The sequence below is a fragment of the Spirosoma fluviale genome (assembly GCF_900230225.1).
In the GTDB taxonomy this organism is placed as follows: domain Bacteria; phylum Bacteroidota; class Bacteroidia; order Cytophagales; family Spirosomataceae; genus Spirosoma; species Spirosoma fluviale.
Genome location: NZ_OCNH01000005.1, coordinates 111,265 through 127,916 on the forward strand (window position 1 = coordinate 111,265; position 16,652 = coordinate 127,916).

Here is a 16,652-nt window from a genome sequence, read left to right on the forward strand (position 1 = left end):
CAGGTAACGTATCATCAGTTTAGCTGAATAAAGTAGTTGTTACCTCCGCTTTATCAACACCAAAATGTTTTGCAACTTCTGTCAGAATGCCATTTAGCGTACCAATCTTGATAGGGTCATGATTGGGAATGGCGATATGATGTTGACCGTTTAGCTCAGTGGTTACCTTTATGTGGCTTCCATTTTGGCTAACAGCTTCGTAGCCCTATTTTTTAAGGGACTTTATTAACTCTTTTCCAGATATATCGCGCGGAATCTTCATGCGTTAAATCAAAGGGCAAATACCTCGTCTTTGACAAAATGCAAATGTGCCAATTTGGGCATATCCGGGCTATTCTCATAGTAGCACTCGACGCCACCTTTGATATTGGCTTTCAGTTCTTCTACAGAATCGCCTTCCGCGAAAATAGCAGGGCCTTCAGATTTAGCGAAATAGCCACCTTCTTCAGCTTCGTGAACGACAAAAATGATCTCGGTCATAGTTAGTCTGTTTTACACTAAGGTACGTTAATCTTGTTTTTATTAAAAATTCCAGCCCTACCCCAAACTCACCAGTTCCTTCAACTCATCATCACTCAGATCGCCGAGCCAGGTTTCGCCCGTTTTGATGCTGAGGTCGGCGAGTTCGCGTTTGGAACGGATCATGGCGTCGATTTTCTCTTCCAGCGTGCCCTGGTTCATGAGTCGATAAACCATGACGTTCTTCGTCTGGCCGATCCGGAAAGCCCGGTCGGTGGCTTGCGACTCTACCGCCGGGTTCCACCACAAATCGAAGTGAATGACGTGGTTTGCCTGGGTTAGGTTTAGCCCCGTACCGCCCGCCTTGAGCGACAGGATAAACGTGTGATCACTTCGGTTGCGCTGAAACTGCTCCACCAACCGGTCGCGTTCGGGTCGGGAGGTGCCGCCATGCAGGAACAGCGGCTGCGTACCAAACGCCTGCTGGATAAACTGGGTTAGCAATTCGCCCATTTCCCGATACTGGGTGAAAATCAGCACCTTTTCGTGGTTGGCGTAAATCGTTTCGAGCAGACTGAGCAACAGCGTCGCCTTGCCGGACAGCGATGGAGCCGCATTGCCTTTTTTGAGGTACTGATGCGGGTGATTTCCAATTTGCTTGAGAGCGGTCATTAGCTTCAGCACCAGACCCCGGCGGGCAATGCCGTCTTTCTCTTCAATGGCCCGCAAACTCTCCTGTACCACACTTTCGTACAGCACGGCCTGCTCCGTAGTAAGGGCGCAAAACTGATTGGTCTCGATTTTATCGGGAAGATCGCTGATGATGGTGCGGTCGGTTTTGACGCGCCGGAGCAAGAACGGACTCGTGATGCGCCGGAACTGGTCGAGCTTCTGGTGGTCCCGCTCCTGCTGAATCGGCTTGCCGAACTCTTCGTTGAATTTGGTCAGTCCGCCCAGATACCCTTTGTTCACGAAATCCATAATGCTCCAGAACTCCGAGAGCCGGTTTTCGACCGGCGTGCCGCTCAACGCGATGCGAATGGGCGATTTCAGGGCTTTAACGGCTTTTGTCTGTTCGGTATCCGCATTTTTGATGTTCTGTGCTTCGTCGATGACCACAACGGCCCAGGTTATTTTTTTGAGTTCATTCAGGTCGCTGCGAATGACCCCGTAGGTCGTCAGCAACAGGTCATAATCGCCGTTGCGTTCGATAGGGAGCTTACGGTTGGAGCCGTGATAAATCCGCGCCTGCAACTCGGGGGCGAACCGGGCAATCTCTTTTTGCCAGTTGGTCAGTAAGGTCGTGGGCAACACCACCAGCCCTTTCTGTTTCTTGAATCGACCTTCCTGCCTGAATTTGAGCAGCAGCGCAATGACTTGAAGGGTTTTGCCAAGGCCCATGTCATCGGCGAGTAGACTGCCCATGCCGAGGGCCGTGTTCTTGACAAGCCAGTCGTAGCCGCGCTGCTGGTAAGGGCGCAGGTTTGCGTGCAGCGAATTGGGGAGGGGTTGCGATTCACTTTCGGTAAACTGCCGAACCAGGTCGCGAATCTCAGCCGTTAAGCCAACGCGGTTGCCTTTGTACTCCTCCGATAAAGCCGCTCGGAGCAATTCTGTACCAGTTAATTCGGGCGGGTTTTCGAGTTGTTTGTAAAGCTTGTTCAGCTCCGTTGGGTCGACGAGCACGTACTGATCTTTAATCTTGACCAGCCCCGTTGTGCGGCCTACCAGTTTCTGGAACTCTTTCACGCTCACCATTTCGCTGCCCAAGGCAATCTGCCAGTCGAAGGTGAGCATGTCGTCCAGCCGCATAAACGCAGTATTGGCCGTGACTTTAGCCTTTAGCCGCCCGCCCGCCTGCGGCCGAACCCAGTGCTGAAGCGATTTGGGCAGCAGCAGCGCAATCCCGAGCAACTGCATCCGGGGCAACTGCTCCAGCAGCACCTTTACAAACTGTTCGGGGGTGTAGGACAAATAGGCGGGGCCGTCCGTTTTGGTCATTTTAGCTAGATCGGGGAAGTGCCGTGCCAGCACCAGCAAATCCTGCAAAACGGCCATCCGAATGCGCTGATGCCGGTCGATGCCGTTCACGCGTTTGTCGAGCAAGTCCGGCAACGGGATTGGTGCGGTTGGTGCGCCATTAATGGTGGGGGCTTCGCGGTCGCGAATGAGCAGACTCAGCCGGAATTCTTCGCCCAATTCACTGTCTTCAACGGCCAGAATCGGCACAAACCGCTTGTGTGTCAGAAAGAAATCATTGACCCAAAGCTGCATGGCCAGCGGCATTTCCTTCCGGCCAAAGCCTTCAAAACGGATAGTCTCGACACCAAAGAAAAGGCGGTCGGCATCTTCCAGCGGCCAGCGTTCCCAAAGTTCGACGGTGGCGGGTTTGATAGCTCGGCGGAGGAACAACGAGCAGAGGGTCAGCACCTGCTGTTCGTCGGGCAGGGCCAGCCACTCTTTTTGCCAGCGTACAGTTAGCAACGTTGGCGGCAGTTGAGCGGCCAGCAGATCGGTCTGACGTTTCACCGTTTCGTTGAGCGTGGCCGGGAGCCACCGAACCCGGTACTGTTCTTCCGTTGGCCCCACGCGCAGGAGCTGGGGCACCACGGCTCCCCGGCGCAGCAGTGCGGCTGCAAACTGCATGGTTAGGTAAAGACCCCGCACAGAATCGCTCATTTCGGCCCAGTCGGCTTCGGTGAGGGTATTGAGCCAGGCCATCAGGTCGCTCATGTCGAAACCGGGAATGGACCGGGGTTCGCCATGCTCGCTGAACATATTGATCTTCTTGACCGTCATCAACTCATCTAGTTGTAGCTCAATGCTGTCGCTGAAGGCCGGTACGCTGGTAGTATTGCGTTGTTCGTTCAGGAGTGCTTTATCGACTTCGACCGGCTTGCTGAACAGCTTGTACGCCCGCGCCAGCGATTTGTGAAAGTCGCCTTTGGTGAACGTAACGTCGGTAGAGAGCAACCCTAAAAGCTGATCGGTCAATGGTGGAATGGTAGCGAAATCCAGATTAGCCTGCGCCTTCTCGTCAGGTTTCCAGTCTTCGTCGTCTGGCAGATCGTCGGTGCCGATGTCCTTAAACGACAGTACCGTTTCCAGGGCACCCTGAATGCCTTCTACCTGAAACTTTTGTAGTTCGCTGAGAATATCGAGGCCTTTCAACTGAAAAACCAGGAACGGATTCCGGTCAATTTCATTGGCAATCGTATAAATAACGGCGGCAAGGTGCTTGCAGGGTACGGCTTCATCGGGGCAGGAGCAGCCCATCGACAAATCCCGAAACGAACGGGGAAACAACTGGATGTCCCGCTTATCGGCAAACTCGGTCAGTTCGGGTGGTAGCTGCCGGTTCAGAAGTTGCGCCAGCGTGGCCGGATTTTCCCGGATTTCGGTCAGCAGCCAGTCTTTTTCCTGTTCCGTGAATAGCGGTACCGATAATTTGGACTTATAAGGTCGGGGCGCGGTGCCTTTAATCGACGCACTGATCTGATTCTGAGAAATGGATAGCCCTTGCACCGCCCCCTTGTTCGCGTAAGTTTTACCTCGCGGCAATCGGTTCGCCATGTCAATGCTGGTTAGGGCATTGAGCCACTGTTGTCCCCACCATGTCTTGCCGTAGGTGATTCGTTCCGCCATGTTACCGAATTGAAAATTTCTTCGTAAAAATAGTTGATCAGGCCATTTACCCGCGTGCCGACGCTAACGGGCTGGCTTTATCCGATACCGTCCATTAGTTGGTCAACGAATGAAACCGGATTATCCGCACAAAAAGTTAACCGACTTACCTGTTTGGTCAGCCCATAAGGCCCTTGAAACCGGATCGGCTCCCGGAATACCAGCAAGGCCGTGGGCGCTGTCAGAAAGGCACCCTGAAGTTGGCCGGGCTGTTTAGCTGGTTTTTCGTGGATGCGTTCCACTGTAACAATTGCCGGGCGCGGAATAGTTGCCCGCCAGCGTACACCAAATCGTATGTGCAGGTGGGTATCGGTCAGATACGAAGGCCGTTTGACCGTCGCGATGCAATCGGCAATGAAAAACAAAAATCCATAGACACTCGCCAGCGTCACCCAGAATGCGACCGATGGACTCCAGCGATTCAGCAGCAGGTGGACGCCAGCGGTTTCAATAACGCCCACCACCAGCAGGCCGATGACCAGGGCAATCTGCCCCGACTCGCGGTGTGTAGTTACGGCAGTCGACCCGAACGGAACCGCTGATGTAAGCCGCCATCCCAGTAATACATAATAGAGGGTAAGGCCTTCGCCGATGATGAAGCCAGCCGCTTTTTCGCCAAAAACACCAGCCAGACTGCCGTGCAGGGCAGATTCTGCATCCATCAGGGGGCGTAATCGTTTGTAGGTCTGCACGATGGTTCGGATGCGGAAACCGGCCAGCGTCAGGGCCATTGCCTCAGTCAGGACTAACAAGTACGGCCAAAACTGGTTTGACAGGAAAGCGGCTTCGGGCAGTATCAACGATGCTAGTCGCAGCATTAAAATGGCGACCAGGATGGTACGGCTGCGGGGGAGCTGAAGGGGTTTTGCCACGAGCCAGTAAAACAGACCCGTAGTGACGACCACCAGATCGAACAGAACACCCAACGACACGGCTACCGGATGCCGACTAAAACCGGTTGTATGGGTTACGGCCAGTTCAACGCTGATGAGCAGTGCTGTTAGCAGGATGAAAAACCCGGTTTTGGGCGTGAGAAAGAGCCGGACAGAGGCCATAAAGCAGATGAGTTACGTTTGACGAAGGCGGTTCAGGGCACAGTTTATCAAAACTAAACCTTTTTAAGGTTAACCAAATTGGACAGGAACAGGAATAGACTACACTTTAGGAATAACAGGGCCTCCAGGCCTTTAAAACGGTGATTTTCACGCACCATAGGGTTAGATAGTTCGCCTTTTGTCTTATATTTACCTACTCCCTATCTCTCAGTTAAACCAGTTAGTCTTATGGTTTTGGATGTACCGGCCACCAGTACCCCGCTTGGTCGTGGTATCAAACACATTGGCATTGGTAAGTATGGCAGTAAGCCACTCACCCCCGAAATGCTTGCCGAATGTCGTGTTGCGCTGGTCGACCCGACGTCCCATCCGCTCCAGCGCGGGGCTTTTCTGGGAGCCTTGCTGGCCAAAGGACCAACCGACGACGAACGGACACTGGAAGAGGTAATTGGAAAGGGCGCTTTTTCGCATCCCACGTTTTTTATCAATAAAGTTTGCCCCGACCTGCCGGAAGGCATGCTTCATATTGCAACCAAACTGGTGCGGGGAGCAAACCTTCAGGTCGCCGAGGCTGAACAACTGGGCGACTATCTGTTTGGTGATGGTTCCTGCGAGACGTTTCGGGGGCTGGCTGCCAGTATTATGCGGGTGCGTCACGAAACGAATGAAGAATACCAGGGCTTGATGCGGGCCGCCGAACGGACGTTTACACCCGGTTTTGGTCCGATGAGCTGCGCAGACCGGCCGCTCATCCAACTGGCCGAACCCTTCGATGGCGTCGAGAACAGCTACCTGATTACGCCCTTGCTGGCGCAGTTTTTCCAGAAACGCGGCTACGGCGCTATTTCCATGGTGGGCCGGTCCGGTGGGCCGAAGTTTACGCTCAATACCCTCGATTTATACATGAATCTCGGTTGTCGGTTCCTTCAGAGCAACCACGAACTGGATACACCGCTGGCATCATACGGCTGGGTGCTGGATCAAAAAGCCCTGTCGCCCGCGCTAAATCGGTGGGTAGAGCGTCGGCATATCCTTATCAAACGCCCATTTCTGGCCACCCTCGAAAAAGTATTGAACCCCTGCCACGCCCAGATTCTGGTGACGTCGGTGTTTCACATTACCTACCAGATGAAAATGGCCGAACTGGCCATGCTCGCCGGATTCGATGCCGTCATTGTGCTGAAACGTGGGCTGGAGGGTAGCCTGGCTCCATCCACTAGCCGGGCAACGGGGGTATTGTGCGCCGTCCGAACGCCCAAAGGCCATTTGTTCTTCCAACATTTTGAGGGCGATACCCCTGCATTCTCGGCCTTCCGTACGGAGTCGGAACCCGAATATGACCAGCCTCAGGCGCTGGACAATGCCCGACTCGTGAAGCAGTTTATGACCACTGGTCAAACCACGAATGCCGATTTTGACAACCGGGTTCGCTTCGCTCATGCCCTTTACGGCCGGGGCCTCGACTGGATTGAGGGACAGTTGCGGTAACGAGCTGTAATTGCCTATTCTACATCAGCAAAAAACGGCTGTGGCGCTGTACCTTTGTGATTCTTTGCTGGTTTTGAATCAGGGAAGAATGGCTCACTGAACAACCCATGACAGACGTAGTAATTATTGGCGGAGGCATCGTAGGGTTAGCCACCGCGCTTCAGCTGAAGCAGCAACGACCTAACTTATCCGTTATTTTAATCGAAAAAGAGCCCGCTGTCGCGCGTCACCAGACGGGGCACAACAGCGGAGTTATTCACTCGGGATTATATTACAAGCCCGGCAGTCTGAAAGCCACCAACTGCATTCGGGGCTATCACATGCTCATCGACTTTTGCGATGTAGAAGGTATCCCGTATGACCTTTGTGGCAAAATCGTTGTCGCCACCAAACCCGAAGAACTTCCTCAATTAGACACCCTCTACGAGCGGGGCCAGCTCAATGGTCTTGGCGGATTGAAAAAGCTATCGCTGGCCGAAATGCGCGAGATCGAACCGCACGTGATAGGAGTGGCCGGTATGTTTGTGCCCCAAACGGGTATTGTCGACTACAAGCAGGTATCCGACAAGTATGCGGAGAAGTTTCTGGCGCTGGGGGGCGAAATTCGGCTCAACGAGCGCGTAGAACAGGTAACGCCGGGCACAAGCCTGAGCATTGTTGTAACGAACAGGAGTCGGTATGAAGCGAAACTCGTGGTCAACTGCGCGGGTCTGTACTCCGATAAAATAGCTCAGCTTACCCAACGGGAGCCGGTCGATGTACGCATCGTGCCATTCCGGGGGGAGTACTTCAAAATTAAGCCTGAGAAGGAATATTTAGTTAAAAACCTGATCTACCCCGTTCCCGACCCGAACTTCCCGTTCCTGGGCGTTCACTTCACCCGCATGGTTCACGGTGGTGTAGAGGCCGGTCCGAACGCGGTATTGGCGTTCCAGCGCGAAGGCTATAAGAAGTCGGATGTGAATCTGAAAGAACTGTACGAAACGCTGTCGTGGCCGGGTTTCCAGAAGGTGGCCGCCAAATACTGGGAAACGGGTCTGGGCGAAATGTACCGGTCGTTCTCCAAAGCGGCTTTCACCAAAGCCTTGCAGGGTCTGATTCCGGAAGTTCAGGAATCGGATCTGGAACCGGGGGGGGCAGGTGTCCGGGCGCAGGCCTGTGACCGTACCGGCGGATTGCTCGATGATTTTGCCATTCTGGAAAGCGATAAGGCTATTAATGTGGTCAATGCGCCCTCACCGGCGGCCACGTCGTCGCTGTCTATCGGCAAAACAGTTTCCGAGAAAGTGCTCGCTCGGTTTTAAGCCAGATTTAACAAACAATATCAGGGACATCGGGTTTTTTAGTAGAATGGTTTTACACCTTCTAACTGATTAACCTTATGAAAGCTGATAATCGAGTTGACGTACTGGATACGCCCTCTGATCTCAAGGATAAAGGCATACAAAAGGTAGCCGAAGCCGTAAACGGCCTGGTAGCCGATGCCTTCGCGCTCTATATCAAAACGAAAAATTTCCACTGGCATATGTCGGGTCGCCATTTCCGCGACTATCATTTGCTGCTGGATGAGCAGGCCGACCAGATCTTTGCTACCATCGACCCGCTGGCCGAGCGCGTTCGAAAATTGGGCGAAAATACCATCCGGTCGGTAGCGCACATTGCCCAGTTGCAGCGGGTGAAGGACAACGATGAGGATTTCGTTGCACCCAAAGACATGCTGGTCGATCTAATGAATGAGAACAAAAAGATGGCAAAAGCGATGCGCGACGCGCACAAAGTAGCTGATGATGCCGAAGACGTAGCTACTGCCAGTCTTCTCGAAGTCTACATCGACGAAACCGAACGCCGTGTGTGGTTCCTGTTCGAAACAACGCGGGAGTTGAATTAGTGTAGTACCGACTATTATGTAATACCGACCGTCCCGGTCGGGCGAGACACAGGTTAATCCTCGCCCGACCGGGACGGTCGGTACTACATTAGTCAATTACTTCAAACCCGCAATACGGCACCAATACTTTAGGTATCTTGATGCCTTCGGGCGTTTGGTTATTCTCCAGAATAGAAGCCAGAATACGCGGCAGGGCCAGCGCCGAGCCGTTCAGCGTGTGCATGAGTTGCATTTTACCCTCTAATTTGCTTCGTAACTTCAGCCGGTTGGCCTGATAAGTTTCAAAGTTCGATACCGAGCTAACCTCCAGCCAGCGTTGCTGTGCCGCCGACCATACTTCCATATCGTAGGTAAGCGCCGAGGTGAAGCCCATATCGCCCCCGCACAGGCGCAGGACGCGGTAGGGGAGTTCCAGCTTTTGCAACAGGCTCTGCACATGTAGGCTCATTTCTTCCAGAGCCGCGTACGAGTTTTCGGGTTTCTCAATCCGGACAATCTCAACCTTGTCGAACTGGTGCAGCCGGTTCAGCCCGCGAACATGAGCGCCCCACGAACCCGCTTCCCGACGAAAACAGGGCGTGTAACCCACATTTTTGACCGGCAATTGATTTTCGGTCAGAATCACATCCCGGTAAATGTTCGTGATGGGTACTTCGGCGGTTGGGATCAGGTATAATTTATCCTCAGTGGCAAAGTACATCTGTCCCTCTTTATCGGGCAGTTGACCGGTGCCGAAGCCCGAATCTTCGTTAACCAGAATCGGCGGCTGTACTTCTACGTAACCGGCTTTCAGGGCTTCGTCGAGGAAGAAGTTGATCATCGCCCGTTGTATCCGGGCACCTTTGCCTTTGTAGACCGGAAAACCCGCGCCGGTGATTTTTACACCCAGTTCGAAGTCGATGATGTCATACTTTTTGATCAGCTCCCAGTGCGGTTGCGCGGCATCGTGGAGCGTGGGCTTGTCGCCATGCTCCAGCATTACTTCGTTATCGTCGGCAGTTCGTCCGGGTGGCACGCTGCTGTGCGGAATGTTTGGAATGGTAACGAGCACGGCCTGCAACTCAACTTCTACTTGCCGCAGGGCTTCGGCGAGGTCTTTCGAGCGGGCTTTCAACTCAGCTGTTTCGGCTTTGGCGGCTTCGGCAGCGGCTTTGTCGCCGGACTTCATCAATGCACCGATTTGACTGGCTTTGGCATTGGACTGAGCCAGCACATCGTCCAGGTCTTTTTGGGTATCGCGCCGTTTCTGGTCAAGCGTCAGCACATTGTCGACCACTGTTTCGGCATTGGCGAAGTACCGTTTGCCAAGGCCCGCCAACACGGTGTCTTTGTTCTCGCGGATAAAATTAAGTTGAAGCATATTACTGGTTAATCAGACGTTTGATAACGTCAATAAATTCTTGGGTTTGGGGGAGTAGGGGTAAGATGTCGTCTTGGTCGAACGTTGAAAAAGCGGCATAATCACTCTCGTGTCGGGCGTCTGATAGGCGTACATATAATTTCCCCCATCTTGGCTCTACTTTACCGGTTTTTATAAAGTGTAATTCGAACATTGCTTTGGCACCCGAATGCGATTTAATACGAATATCTTCCTGAGCCATCAACGCAGAAACGGCCTGATAGACAGCATAATATAGTCTATTAGCTGCGCCAAACCAGTCCTTACCTTCTATTAGTATTCGGGCCGTTTCCAACGTCATGTCGGCACGTTCAAGACGATAATTTATCAAATCAGCTTTCGTGCCGCTCATAACCTTTTCCCTTCGTCCATTACATTCTGATATAAGTCTGTAACCTCATAACGACGTCTTTGCTGTTGAGGCCACACAATGGTACTAATCATCCGACCGCTTTCTAATTGAATATCATACAATCGATCAGAAAACTGCCATCTGCGTCCCCCCGACAGGTCGTTATTTGTCAGTACTAAAAAATCCCAGTCTGAATCCGCACGCGCATCGCCCCGCGCCCTTGAACCGAATAGCCAAACTTCGGCCTGGGGATCAATAGCGCACACTTGCTTCTTTACTTCCTGTAAAAACTGCTCGTCAGTCATGGTCGGAAAGGTTAATTGTTTTGTTGATCAAACTGGTCAAACGCTATATCTTGAAGATATGGCGTTTGACCAGTTTGATCAACAAAACATCTCAGAACGCAAAGTTACACCGAAAACAATCCGTCGTTCAAGGCATTCAGCGCGTCGGACTTGTAACGGCCGTGAACGAGCAGCGACAGGTTACTTTCCGTGCCACCGTATGATACCATACGAATCGGGATGTTTTTCATGGCGTTGAACACCCGAACGGCAACCCCTTCGTTATCCGCACTGAAATTGCCCACCACGCAAATAATTGTCTGGTCATAGTCAGGTTCTTCGAGCGTACAGAAGGTGTTGAGTTCGTCGGTGATCTCCTGAATCCGTTCGGTATTATCAATCGTTACCGAAACCGAAACCTCGGATGTCGTTATCATGTCGACCGGTGTTTTGTACTTCTCGAAAATTTCGAAAATACGACGCAGAAACCCGTAGGCATTCAGCATGCGGGTCGAGTGAATGTACAAAGCCGTAATGCCGTCTTTAGCCGCAATCGCTTTGAATACCTCTCTGGATGCGGCCGACGCTTCGGGACGGTCGGCGATGAGTGTGCCGGGGGCGGCAGGGTCCATCGTGTTTTTCAGGCGAACGGGTACACCGAACATCCGGGCGGGGGTGATTGTGGACGGGTGCAGAATCTTCGCTCCGAAATACGCCAGTTCAGCCGCTTCATCGAAAGTTAGCTCGCGAACGGGGAAGGTATTTTTAACGATACGGGGGTCATTGTTGTGCATCCCGTCGATGTCGGTCCAGATCTGGATTTCTTCCGCCCGGATGGCACCGCCAATCAGCGAAGCCGTATAATCCGAACCGCCCCGCTTGAGGTTGTCGACTTCGCCCCGTGGGTTCCGGCAAATAAAGCCCTGCGTAACAATAATTTGCTTGTCGTCGTGAGCAGGCAGCAGTTCGGCGAGTTTCGCTTCCGTGTACTGGATTTCGGGTTCGTTATCGGCGTCGATGCGCATGAATTCCAGCGCGGGCAGCAGCGTCGACGGAACGCCTTCCTCGACCAGATACGCCTGGAAAATCTGCGTACTCAGCAACTCACCTTCGGCCACCAGTTCTTTCTCCTGCTTCAGCGTAAACGGTTTGATGCCCGTCAGCGAGCGGATGAATGAGAATTCGCTGTCCACAATCTTCTGACCAGCCGCTTTCCCGCCGGCGGTTTTATAAAGCTCGCTCAGAAACGCATCGTAATGCGCTTTCAGCGTGTCGATCTTGGCATGGGCATCGGCATCGTTGTTCGCTTTCAGCGATTCGCCAATAGCCAACAGCGCATTGGTGGTGCCGGATAAAGCCGACAGGACGACGATCTTACGGGTATCGTCGCTGGTAATCAGAGTACGGATGGAGTGCATACGCTCGGGCTTCCCGACCGATGTGCCGCCAAATTTCCAGACGTGCATTTTAATGAGTGAATTAGGGAATGAGTGAATGATAGAATGAGGAAACGGACTGTGTTATACTATTCGCTCATTCTATCATTCACACAGTCAGAATTAAAATTTGGAGTAAACCTGTTGCTGTAAGCCTAACATTTTAATGGCGGTGATGGCCGCTTCGTCGCCTTTGTTGCCGTGTTTGCCGCCCGCCCGGTCAATGGCCTGTTGCTGGTCGTTAGGCGTCAGGACGCCGAAGATGACGGGCTTGCCGGTTTTGAGGCTAACGTTCGTCAGCCCCTGGGCCACCGCGTGATTGATGTAATCGTTGTGCTTGGTTTCGCCCTGAATAACGCAACCCAGTGCAATAACGGCATCAATATCGTCGCGTTGAGCAAACCAGAGCGAGGCCAAACTCAACTCATAACTACCCGGCACGTTGCCCCGGATAATGTTTTCGGCCTTGGCTCCGTGAAAAAGCAGGGTTTGATAAGCTCCCTCAAACAGGGCTTCTGTCACTTCGGTGTTCCATTCCGAAACCAGAATGCCAAACCGGCGATGAGTTATATCGGGTAATTCGTCTGTTGAAAAGACGCTTAGGTTTTTTAAGTCTGATGCCATCTAAACCGGGATTTATTTGATTTTAATGATTTCCTTGATTAGCCCGCTAAAGCGACCTTTATAGGATTTTTATGATTTCCTTAACTGACCAGTATTCATTGAATATTTGCGAAGGTCCCGCAAATCGAATCATAGTCAGTCAATAAAATCATAAAAATCCAGGTTAAGACAAACAAAAAAAAGGACAAAACCGGGTCGGCCTTGTCCTTTGCTGTATTGATTTGTTCAAGTACGCTTACGACTCACCGACCGCTGCTTCAAGTACGGATTTATACTTTTTGGCAGTAGGTGCTTCAGCCGATTGATTGTACTTCTCGATGATCTCGTTGTAAGCAGCAATTGCTTTATCATTCTGTTTCGCCTGTTCATAGGCAACTCCTAACTTAAGCAGGTAGCCTGGCGAAAAGAATTTGTTTGACTTATAATCAGCCGCTTTCCGATAATGATCGGCGGCTTCGTCAAAGCTTTTCTTTTCCATATAGGCATCGCCAATGAGTGCATAAGCACGCGCCTGCACCAACAGATCAGAAGAGCTAAACCCTTTCAGATGGTCAATGGCTTCATCGTACTTACCTTCTTTCAACAAGCCAAGGCCGGCATAGAATTCGGCCAGGTTACCACCGGGCGTTGACCCGTAATTATCAGCAACAGCTAACAAACCGGGATTTCGTCCGTCGCCGTTGAGCGCTTTTTTCAATGAATCGGCTTCGAGCTGATAAAGTGAGGGGAACATCTCGACCTGGGCCGTTTCGTCCTGCGTGCTGATGTAGTACCGATAGCCGAAGAAACCAACGACCAAGAGTACGATGCCGCCAAGGATGCCGAGCACAATATTTTTGTTCTGCTGGAAATAATCACCAACGTCCTCTAATTTTCCTTCTAATGCGTCTGGATCTTCCAGAAAATCCAGGCCTGGGTTCTTCTTGCTCATGCTTTTGCAATTTGGAGTGCAAAATTAGGAATATTTACTATCATGGAAAAGGGTATGGGTCAAAAGTTTATGATTCATTTTATTCCTGTAGCGCCATATCGCGCACAGCTAATACTTCCGATGATCGAACCGGCCTGATTTGATGCGCCAGAAGCGTCTCAACGGCCACAGATTCGCCGGTTAACGTCACAAATTCGACTTCAAAGCCTTTCCCTTCATTATAGACAGTTAAAATCGTGCCAACATCACCTACTCGTAAGCGTCCGTTAGCTGTATCCTCCTGTAAAACAACTAAATCAAACTCATTCATACGTCAATACACTAGTTCGAAACAAAAACGACCAAGGACGAAATCTTGTTTTGTTAAAATTAAGTTAACTTTGTCCCGCTAATCTTCTAAGGGGTGCCCTAACCTAACGGGCTGAGATTATACCCATTGAACCTGCGCGGGTAATGCCGCGAAGGGAAATGAATTCACAGATTGTGTCTGTGAGTAAATACAACCATCATACCTAAAAACAGGTAGGACAGGCCCCTTGCCTATCGTCATGCTTTTTCGTCATGAAAAAACCGACGACCTATTCTTTTCTTACGATAGCGCTTTTGTGGCTATCGACGTTGCCCGCCTGGGCTCAACTCACCATTTTGGGTACTGTCAGCGATGCCGATGGCGGTCCATTGCCCGGTGCTTCTATTGTCCTTACAGGTACGTATAAAGGTACCTTCACGGATGCCTCAGGCGCTTTTCGTCTGACTAATCTTAAATCTGCCCCCGCATCAATACAGGTATCTATGCTGGGCTATGAAACTAAAAACCAGACGATTGATCCTACTCAAAACGCTTCATTGTCGATAAAATTATTCAAAACGGCTGTTGCAGTCGATGAAGTCGTTGTCAGTGCTACGCGGGCGAATCAGAAATCGGCCATTGCCTACACGGATGTTACGCGCCGGGATCTTAATAAATTGAACCTGGGGCAGGATATTCCACAACTGCTCAATTTCACGCCATCCATCGTCACAACCTCCGATGCTGGGGCAGGTGTGGGCTACACAGGCATTCGTATTCGCGGGTCCGATGCCACGCGGGTAAACGTGACGTTGAACGGGATTCCATACAATGATGCCGAGTCGCAGGGTACCTTCTTTGTCAATATGCCGGACTTTGCGTCGTCTGTCAGTACGATTCAGATTCAGCGCGGGGTGGGTACATCGACCAACGGAGCCGGGGCGTTTGGCGCTTCGGTCAATATCCAAACCAACAAACTGGAAGAGAAACCGTATGCTGAGGTAAACCTGTCGGGTGGTTCGTTCGGGACACGAAAGGTGAATGTGCTGGCTGGAACGGGCCTTCTTAATAACCACTTCGTGCTGGATGCCCGGCTGTCCAAAATTCATTCGGATGGCTACATCGACCGCGCTTCCTCCGATCTGAAGTCTTTTTATCTATCGGGTGGCTACTACACTAAAAAGAGTTTCTTTCGGCTGAATGTGTTTTCGGGTCAGGAGAAAACGTATCAGGCCTGGAATGGAGTGCCGGAGCAATTTCTTAAAACGAACCGAACGTATAATTCCTTCACCTACGATAACCAGACGGATAATTATCAGCAGGACAATTACCAGTTGATCACTTCGCATGAGTTAACCAAAAACTGGCGGGCCAATTTGTCGTTCTTTTACACGAAAGGGAAAGGGTATTATGAAGAATATAAAGCAGACGACCCGTTCAGCAAGTACGGACTGCCCGATGTTGTCATTGGCGATTCGACTATCAAGAGTACGGATTTGATCCGGCGGCTGTGGCTCGACAACGATTTTTACGGCACCGTTTTCTCGTTCGACTACAACAGTTTCGGGAAGTTGACGGCCAATATTGGTGGTGGCTGGAATCAGTACAAAGGCATTCACTACGGTGAAATAATCTGGTCGCGGATGGCCGGAGCCAGCAATATCCGGGACCGCTATTATCAGGACGATGCGACCAAACGTGATTTCAACCTGTTTGCCAAAACGTTTTACCAATTCACGCCCCAACTGAACGGCTTTGTCGACGCTCAGATTCGGACCATCAATTATTCATTTTTGGGCTTTAACAGCCAGTTGCAGAACGTTCAGCAGAACGCTACTCTCACGTTCTTCAACCCGAAGGCCGGTTTTACCTACACGATCAACGACCGCAGCACAGTGTACGCGTCGGTGGGTGTGGGGCAGCGGGAACCAAACCGCAACGATTACACCCAGTCGACACCCGAAAGTCGACCAAAAGCCGAGAAGTTGATTGATTACGAAGCCGGTTATAAAGTTCAGAATGAAAAGCTGGCGTTTACGGCTAATGCGTATTTTATGAACTACAGGGACCAGTTGGTTTTATCGGGTCAGTTGAACGACGTAGGCGCGTATAACCGGGTGAATATACCAAGTAGTTACCGGACCGGCATTGAATTGGAAGCGGGGGCGCGTTTAGCTCAGCAATTGCGCTGGAACGTTAACGCGACCTTCAGCCAAAACAAAGTGAAGAATTTTACCGAGTACCTGGATAATTTCGACAACGGCGAACAGGAAAGTCGGCAGTACCGTGAGACGGACATTTCGTTTTCGCCAAACGTCATTGCCGGTTCACAGTTGTTGTTTACTCCCGCAAAGGGATTAGAACTCGGTCTGCTCTCGAAGTACGTCGGCAAACAGTACATGGACAACACCTCGAACGAAAGTCGTAAGTTGAACTCGTATTTTACGAATGATATTCGAGTGATTTATAGTCTGAAGCCCAAATTCGCACAGGAAATCGCGTTCACGTTGCTGTTCAACAATGTACTCAACGAGCTTTACGAGTCGAACGGCTTCACGGTTCCGTACATTGCCGAAGGCAAAGTAACCGCCGATAATAGCTATTATCCGCAAGCCGGTCGGAATTTCCTGGCTGGCGTTCGGGTAAGGTTCTAGACTGGGATTTTTATGATTTTTTTGACGGACTATGATCTTGAAATTTCTGCTTTCACAGAAGCTTAATCTAAAAATCATAGTCCGTCAAAAAAATCATAAAAATCCTGGT

14 protein-coding genes and 1 pseudogene are annotated in these 16,652 nt (G+C 51.2%); 4 read left to right on the forward strand and 11 right to left on the reverse strand.

All coding sequences use genetic code 11. The annotated features are described in order from the left end of the window. Positions 1–19: 19 nt before the first annotated feature. The 4 genes and pseudogenes from CRO74_RS32110 to CRO74_RS23575 form a co-directional block, all read right to left on the reverse strand. Positions 20–193, reverse strand: a pseudogene (locus CRO74_RS32110) (type II toxin-antitoxin system HicA family toxin); the annotation flags it as partial. A 77-nt stretch (positions 194–270) separates the two neighbouring features. Then, the gene (locus CRO74_RS23565) at positions 271–480 is read right to left on the reverse strand and encodes a type II toxin-antitoxin system HicB family antitoxin (protein WP_097129523.1); all 210 of its coding nucleotides are present in this window, start codon (positions 478–480) and stop codon (positions 271–273) included. A gap of 57 nt (positions 481–537) precedes the next feature. Continuing rightward, a complete protein-coding gene (locus CRO74_RS23570) occupies positions 538–4,104 on the reverse strand; it encodes an SNF2-related protein (RefSeq protein WP_097129525.1) in 3,567 nt (1,188 codons plus the stop codon). 77 nt (positions 4,105–4,181) lie between these two features. Further along, positions 4,182–5,198, reverse strand: a complete 1,017-nt coding sequence (locus tag CRO74_RS23575; protein WP_097129526.1) for a hypothetical protein — start codon at positions 5,196–5,198, stop codon at positions 4,182–4,184. A 228-nt stretch (positions 5,199–5,426) separates the two neighbouring features. On the opposite strand from CRO74_RS23575, the gene CRO74_RS23580 reads away from it, so the two are divergent. The 3 genes from CRO74_RS23580 (at position 5,427) to CRO74_RS23590 (ending at position 8,574) form a co-directional block, all read left to right on the forward strand. After that, positions 5,427–6,686, forward strand: a complete 1,260-nt coding sequence (locus CRO74_RS23580; protein WP_097129528.1) for an anthranilate phosphoribosyltransferase — start codon at positions 5,427–5,429, stop codon at positions 6,684–6,686. Positions 6,687–6,793: 107 nt separating this feature from the next. Continuing rightward, a complete protein-coding gene (gene lhgO / locus CRO74_RS23585; protein ID WP_097129529.1) occupies positions 6,794–7,990 on the forward strand; it encodes an L-2-hydroxyglutarate dehydrogenase in 1,197 nt (398 codons plus the stop codon). 77 nt (positions 7,991–8,067) lie between these two features. Next, positions 8,068–8,574, forward strand: coding sequence for a Dps family protein (locus CRO74_RS23590; protein ID WP_097129531.1), 507 nt, complete (start codon positions 8,068–8,070; stop codon positions 8,572–8,574). A gap of 88 nt (positions 8,575–8,662) precedes the next feature. Here CRO74_RS23590 and serS read toward each other — a convergent pair whose 3' ends face one another. The 7 genes from serS to CRO74_RS23625 all read right to left on the reverse strand — a co-directional run bounded on the left by serS (position 8,663) and on the right by CRO74_RS23625 (position 13,910). Then, positions 8,663–9,934 (reverse strand): serine--tRNA ligase, encoded by a 1,272-nt coding sequence (gene serS, locus CRO74_RS23595; protein WP_097129533.1) that lies wholly within the window; start codon positions 9,932–9,934, stop codon positions 8,663–8,665. Position 9,935: 1 nt separating this feature from the next. Continuing rightward, positions 9,936–10,325 (reverse strand): HEPN domain-containing protein, encoded by a 390-nt coding sequence (locus CRO74_RS23600; RefSeq protein ID WP_097129534.1) that lies wholly within the window; start codon positions 10,323–10,325, stop codon positions 9,936–9,938. Next, positions 10,322–10,630, reverse strand: coding sequence for a nucleotidyltransferase domain-containing protein (locus tag CRO74_RS23605; protein WP_097129536.1), 309 nt, complete (start codon positions 10,628–10,630; stop codon positions 10,322–10,324). The genes CRO74_RS23600 and CRO74_RS23605 overlap by 4 nt, the downstream gene beginning before the upstream one ends. Positions 10,631–10,734: 104 nt before the next feature. Beyond that, on the reverse strand, positions 10,735–12,075 hold the full coding sequence (locus tag CRO74_RS23610; protein WP_097129538.1) for an aspartate kinase: 1,341 nt from the start codon (positions 12,073–12,075) through the stop codon (positions 10,735–10,737). A 93-nt stretch (positions 12,076–12,168) separates the two neighbouring features. Then, positions 12,169–12,669, reverse strand: a complete 501-nt coding sequence (gene ribH, locus CRO74_RS23615; protein WP_097129540.1) for a 6,7-dimethyl-8-ribityllumazine synthase — start codon at positions 12,667–12,669, stop codon at positions 12,169–12,171. Between the two features lie 235 nt (positions 12,670–12,904). After that, entirely contained in the window at positions 12,905–13,600 is a 696-nt protein-coding gene (locus tag CRO74_RS23620) for a tetratricopeptide repeat protein (protein WP_097129542.1), read from the reverse strand. A 79-nt stretch (positions 13,601–13,679) separates the two neighbouring features. Further along, entirely contained in the window at positions 13,680–13,910 is a 231-nt protein-coding gene (locus tag CRO74_RS23625) for a DUF4926 domain-containing protein (RefSeq protein WP_097129544.1), read from the reverse strand. A 251-nt stretch (positions 13,911–14,161) separates the two neighbouring features. Between CRO74_RS23625 and CRO74_RS23630 the strand changes: the two genes are divergently transcribed. Next, entirely contained in the window at positions 14,162–16,543 is a 2,382-nt protein-coding gene (locus CRO74_RS23630) for a TonB-dependent receptor (RefSeq protein ID WP_097129546.1), read from the forward strand. Positions 16,544–16,652: the final 109 nt, after the last annotated feature.

Bases quoted from the DNA above. Each gene is read 5' to 3' on its own strand.
- ribH (WP_097129540.1), bottom strand. From the start codon at position 12,669: ATGGCATCAGACTTAAAAAACCTAAGCGTCTTTTCAACAGACGAATTA.
- CRO74_RS23600 (WP_097129534.1), bottom strand. From the start codon at position 10,325: ATGAGCGGCACGAAAGCTGATTTGATAAATTATCGTCTTGAACGTGCC.
- CRO74_RS23565 (WP_097129523.1), bottom strand. From the start codon at position 480: ATGACCGAGATCATTTTTGTCGTTCACGAAGCTGAAGAAGGTGGCTAT.
- CRO74_RS23620 (WP_097129542.1), bottom strand. From the start codon at position 13,600: ATGAGCAAGAAGAACCCAGGCCTGGATTTTCTGGAAGATCCAGACGCA.
- CRO74_RS23610 (WP_097129538.1), bottom strand. From the start codon at position 12,075: ATGCACGTCTGGAAATTTGGCGGCACATCGGTCGGGAAGCCCGAGCGT.
- CRO74_RS23605 (WP_097129536.1), bottom strand. From the start codon at position 10,630: ATGACTGACGAGCAGTTTTTACAGGAAGTAAAGAAGCAAGTGTGCGCT.
- CRO74_RS23580 (WP_097129528.1), top strand. From the start codon at position 5,427: ATGGTTTTGGATGTACCGGCCACCAGTACCCCGCTTGGTCGTGGTATC.
- lhgO (WP_097129529.1), top strand. From the start codon at position 6,794: ATGACAGACGTAGTAATTATTGGCGGAGGCATCGTAGGGTTAGCCACC.
- CRO74_RS23630 (WP_097129546.1), top strand. From the start codon at position 14,162: ATGAAAAAACCGACGACCTATTCTTTTCTTACGATAGCGCTTTTGTGG.
- CRO74_RS23575 (WP_097129526.1), bottom strand. From the start codon at position 5,198: ATGGCCTCTGTCCGGCTCTTTCTCACGCCCAAAACCGGGTTTTTCATC.
- CRO74_RS23590 (WP_097129531.1), top strand. From the start codon at position 8,068: ATGAAAGCTGATAATCGAGTTGACGTACTGGATACGCCCTCTGATCTC.
- serS (WP_097129533.1), bottom strand. From the start codon at position 9,934: ATGCTTCAACTTAATTTTATCCGCGAGAACAAAGACACCGTGTTGGCG.
- CRO74_RS23570 (WP_097129525.1), bottom strand. From the start codon at position 4,104: ATGGCGGAACGAATCACCTACGGCAAGACATGGTGGGGACAACAGTGG.
- CRO74_RS23625 (WP_097129544.1), bottom strand. From the start codon at position 13,910: ATGAATGAGTTTGATTTAGTTGTTTTACAGGAGGATACAGCTAACGGA.